The sequence below is a fragment of the Pseudomonas nicosulfuronedens genome (assembly GCF_005877905.1).
Taxonomy (GTDB): domain Bacteria; phylum Pseudomonadota; class Gammaproteobacteria; order Pseudomonadales; family Pseudomonadaceae; genus Pseudomonas; species Pseudomonas nicosulfuronedens.
This window is the reverse complement of the sequence record NZ_SWDV01000081.1, coordinates 1-5,041: the sequence shown is the minus strand read 5'-3', so window position 1 is coordinate 5,041 and position 5,041 is coordinate 1. Positions and strand designations below refer to the sequence as shown.

The following is a 5,041-nucleotide window of genomic DNA, read 5'->3' as shown; positions in this document are numbered from 1 at the left end:
GAGTGGCTCCTGGAGTTGGACGAGAACCCCGAGGGCCTGCTGGCAGTTACCGCCAATAATGGCGGTAACATTCATCACCCAGACATCGGCAATCCGTATTTCTGGGAGTTCCACGAAGTACGTAGCGCGCTCAAGGGTCTGTTCAAGGCGAGCTTCAGCTTCGATGACATTTTCCTGAATAGTCTGTCCGACGACCAGCAGACCTACTATCAGGCGCTTATTGATGCCTCCCGCGCTCCTACTGTTTTCCAGTTCTGTCGCAGCTTCGGCCAGCCGGAGGCTTTCAAGCAGCAGTATGGTGGTATCCACGTGCATCTCTGGCGCGAACCGCGAAGCCAATGGTGGTCATTCAAGATCAATGACTACTTTGACGCCGCCACACTGCTGATCTTTACGGCACCCCACCTGCCCCCCGCACTTCAGGCCATCAAATCCGTCAGCGGTATCGACATGTCGCGCAGCGGCAACCTGGGAACTGACCGAATCCTGGCCGAGCACAGCCCACTGAAGTGGCGCGAAAACTACAAGGCTTTCTTTGCGTTGTGGCTGTATGCCCAATTGAAATTGCGCGACTGCGTCAATCTGGATCTGTGCATCGACTATCTGACCCACAATGCGACCTATCGCAACACCAAGCTGGCGGAGTTCAACTCACTGGGGATCAACGACATCGATCTCTCCGACAGCCGCTCTCCGCTGATTCGCCTCACCCAGGCAGAATCAGCCCAGATGCGCGAGATTGAAAATCAGGTCGCGAACCTCTTTGAAGCCAATGGTTTCACAGCACAGGAAATCGCGCCGATTCTGCAGCAGATTGACGAAATCCAGAACCTGGAGGAGGCCTCCACTTCTGTCGCAGCAGCCAATGCTCGCGGTGTGGCACTGCGTTTGCTCGACCGAAGCGCCGAGTCGATGAACGAGAACCGCTCGCTGCAGAGCACCCTGCAAAGACTCAGCGATCACATCTCCAGCCAGGATAGAGCTATCAAGCTACTGACCGAACACAGCGACGAAGCCCGCCGGCAAGTGCTCGAATACGATGGAGCAGTCAATCGCCTGCGCAGCTACTCGAGCGACCTCGAAGAGGCACTGAAAAAGGTCCAGGAATATGCCGAGAACCTGGAGAAGGCACGGCTCGATGGGCTTGAGCGAATCGAATCGCTGGAGTCTGAATTGAGTCAACTGCGCCCGGCAGAGTGAGGCGGCTCATTCAATTCCATGGAAAGCATTAGAAACAATCAGGATCGAACCTTGAACACGAATAGCATTTGGCTGGACATCACCACTTCCATGCAATGGCCGGGGGGCGTAGTCGGAATCGTACGCGCCGAGCTAGAAGTCGCCGCCGCACTGAATCGTCAGTTCCCCGAACTGCGCTTCAGCATGTTCAGCAATGGAAGCTTCGTCGAAATCGACAAAAGCGAGCTGCTTTGGCTCCATGGCGACCAGAACGTCGCCGAGAAGTATCTGGAAACCCGCAACAAGAAGGGGCAACAACTGGCCAAGCTGGAAGCGGCCGAACAGAACAGCAAGGTTGACAACTACTTGTCCAGCCTGACGACTGAGACACCCAGTCGTTCGCTACGCCTGGAGCGCGCCATGTTGCTGGGCGCCAGCGCCCTTCCCTATCGCTTTCAGCCGACCGGTTTGGCATTGAGCTGGCTGCCGCGCAAGGCGCTCGGTGCCGCTATCAGCTCCAAACGCTGGCTGCGTACAGCATTGCCGGGAGCGCCGGTTCAGCCCGCCGCGGCAACTCCCGAGCTGCAGACTCAACCTTTGAGCTATCCGTACAAGAGTGGCGATCTGGTAGTCGCATTGGGGTGGCTCGATAGCGGCAAGGAGCGTTACTACACTCAGGTGAAGGAACGCGAGCCCGGTGTGGCACTAGCTTACATGTGCTACGACACCATTCTGCTGGGCGAATCCACCCACCACCTGTACCGTCCGCAGGAAGAAGAGAGTTTCCGTACCTACTTCAAATGGATCTCGGAAAACTGCGACTTCATCCTGTATGGCGGCCGCAGTCCCCAGCGCGACGGCGAGTACTACCAGAAAAAGTTTGGCTGGCCGACACCGCCCAGCATTGCCATTCCTTACGGCGGCACGGACCTCACCAAGAAGACCGGCAATAGCGATGACCAGCAACTGCTCCGCGACATAGGCGTTGAAGGCCCATTCGTACTGACGGTCGGCACCGTCGAGGTGCGCAAGAACCACGACACGCTGTATAAGGCCTATGTCTCGCTGATTGAGCGTGGTGCGAAGAATCTTCCGACCATGGTATTTGCCGGCAAGCCGGGCTGGCGAACCGGTGACCTGATCGACACCATCAAGCGCGACCCGCGCGTGGCCGGTAAGCTGCTGGTGCTCTCACCCAGCGATGCCGAACTGGATGCGCTGTACCGCAACTGTCTATTCACCATGCTACCTAGCTTCTATGAAGGCTGGAGTCTGCCGATGCCAGAAGGTCTGAGCTATGGCAAGCTCTGCCTCGCCTCGGATGTCGAACCGCTCCGTGAGATCGGCGGCGAATTCCCCGACTACATCCACCCGCTGGACGTGATGGGTTGGGCGGACCGTATCGAGTTCTACAGCAACAACCCCGACGCCCTGCGCAAGCGTGAGGACAATATCCGCGACAACTGGCATGGCACCTCCTGGGAAAAGTGTGGCAGCGACGTCCTCGAGGCCATCCGCAGCTTTGCGGCGATCGCCCAAACACGCCGAAAGACCGGCCACCTATGGGTCGACCTGACCCTGTCTTACGCCGTATGGCGTGGTGGCGTGACCGGCATTATTCGCTCCGAGCTGATCCTGGCCCACCACCTCGAGAAACTGGTCCCGGGAGTACGCTTCTTCGCCTTCCATGACGGTCGCTACTTCGAAATTCCTCGCGACCGCCTGATCTGGCTATTCGATAGTGCGGACGTAAACACTGCCTATGGACACTTCCAGAAGTTCTGGGGCGAAAAGGAAGCGACTGGCGAGGGCCACCGCATCCCCATCTTCGGCCATTTCAACGGCCAGAGCAGCCCGGCACCGGTCCTGCAACCGCACATTCCGGCCCTGGCGCATATCGCTTCGCCAGCACTGTCCAGCCGAGCTCGCCTGAAGATTGCCGCCGCATATATCGTCAGCATTCTGCCTCGTGCTCTCCGTGATATTGCGATCACCTACGCCAAGCGCTCCGGCAATATCCCGGCCCACGCGCTGACCGATGAAGAGTACAAGCGCAATCAGCAAGCCAGCCCGCATCAGGGTGACATTCGCGCCGACCTCCAGCCCTTGCTGGACGGACCTGCTCAAAAGCTGCCCTTCGGGCGAGAAGACATGGTGTTCTCCGCGGGCATCAACTGGGATCCGAAACCGCTGGCTGAGATTATCAAGGCAAAGCGTCAGTCCCCGTTCCACTTCGCGCAGATCATCTACGACCTGACGCCCCTGAATACGCCGCACCTGCACGCCAAAGAAGCTTACGACTGGTATCAGAAGTTCTTCTACCTGGCCGGCCTGGCGAGTGACAAGATCATCTACGGTGGCGAAACGGCGATGATCGACGGCCAGAAATGGCAGAAGGATCATGGCTGGGCAGTCGTCGAAGGCTTGCCGATCAAGTTCGGCTCCGACATAGCCCCGCACACCGACCACTCCCGCGACCATGAATTGCTCGAGGAGATGGGGGTTACCGGCCCGTTCATTCTCAGCGTAGGCACCCTGGAGATTCGCAAGAATCACGAAACGCTCTACAAAGCCTATCTCAAACTGCTTGAGGACGGCGTCAAGGAGCTGCCGCAGATGGTCTTCGTCGGTGGTCCAGGCTGGAAGGCCCAGGACCTGTTCGAAGTCATCATGCGGGACGAACGCGTCAAAGGACGCCTGCTGATTCTGCGCACCACCGATCAGCAACTGGATGTGCTCTACCGTCACTGCCAGTTCACCCTGCTGTCCAGTCTCTATGAAGGCTGGAGCCTGACGCTCCCCGAAAGCCTGGGCTACGGCAAGTTCTGCCTGACCTCCGACGTTCCGCCACTGCGTGAAACAGGCCGGGATCTGGTCGAATACATTCACCCGTGGGATGTGGTCCGCTGGGCAGAGCGTATTGCGTACTACTCCAGCCACCCCGACGAACTGAAGAACCGTGAACAGCGCATCCAAAAAGAGTGGCACACCATTACCTGGAAGGAATGCGCCTCGAACCTCATCGGCTATTTCCAACTGATAGCCCAAAGCAACTCGGAGGAAAAAGCATGAAAGGCTCCCGCGTTCTCATCACCGGTGGCAGCGGCTTCATCGGCCAATACCTGATCCATGAGCTGAAGGAGCGTGGGGCCATTGTGCTCGGTACCTCGATGGGCACCAAGACCGATGACCTGGTCCCGATTTCGTTGTCCGACAAGGAAGGCCTGACCCGTACGATAGAGGAGTTCGCCCCGGACTGGATCGTCCACCTCGCCGCCATTGCACTGGTAACTCACGGCGACATCCAGCAGATCTACGGCGTCAACGTCCTCGGCTCGGAGAACCTCTTCGAGGCCGTGCTGGCTGCACAGATCAAGCGACCGACCATGCTGCTGGCCAGCACCGCTGGCGTGTATGGCAACCAGAATGTCGAATACCTTTCCGAGGAACTGGCATACAACCCATCCAACCACTACTCGTACAGCAAGATGGTCATGGAAATGCTCGCCAAGCAGTATTCCGATGACATCAAGATTCACATTGTCCGCCCATTCAATATCATCGGCTCGGGACAGGCTGAATCCTTCTTGATTCCGAAGATTGTCCGCCACTTTGTCGACCGCGCACCCGAACTGAAGCTGGGCAATATCAACTCGGTCCGTGACTACGTCGACGTCCACCGTTGTGCCTGGATGGTTGCAGAGCTCATGTCCAGAAATCACCAGGACCCCTTTACCGTGAACCTCTGCTCTGGTCGCGGATGGACTGGTTATGACGTGCTAGATTGCCTGACCGAAATCAGTGGTTATCGACCGAGCATCGAGGTTTCCGACAAGTTCGTCCGCAAGAACGAAGTCTGGCG

3 protein-coding genes are annotated in these 5,041 nt (G+C 57.8%); all 3 read left to right on the top strand.

Annotated elements, in window-relative coordinates; translation table 11 throughout:
- Positions 1-1,200, top strand: a 1,200-nt coding sequence (locus tag FAS41_RS30960) for a GumC domain-containing protein (protein ID WP_171049592.1), incomplete at its 5' end; no start/stop codon positions are given.
- Positions 1,201-1,251: 51 nt separating this feature from the next.
- Positions 1,252-4,251: a glycosyltransferase gene (locus FAS41_RS30195; protein WP_171049591.1), complete on the top strand. Its 3,000-nt coding sequence runs from the start codon at positions 1,252-1,254 to the stop codon at positions 4,249-4,251.
- Positions 4,248-5,041: NAD-dependent epimerase/dehydratase family protein (locus FAS41_RS30190; protein WP_171049590.1), on the top strand; the 794-nt coding region annotated here is incomplete at its 3' end. The genes FAS41_RS30195 and FAS41_RS30190, both read left to right, overlap by 4 nt.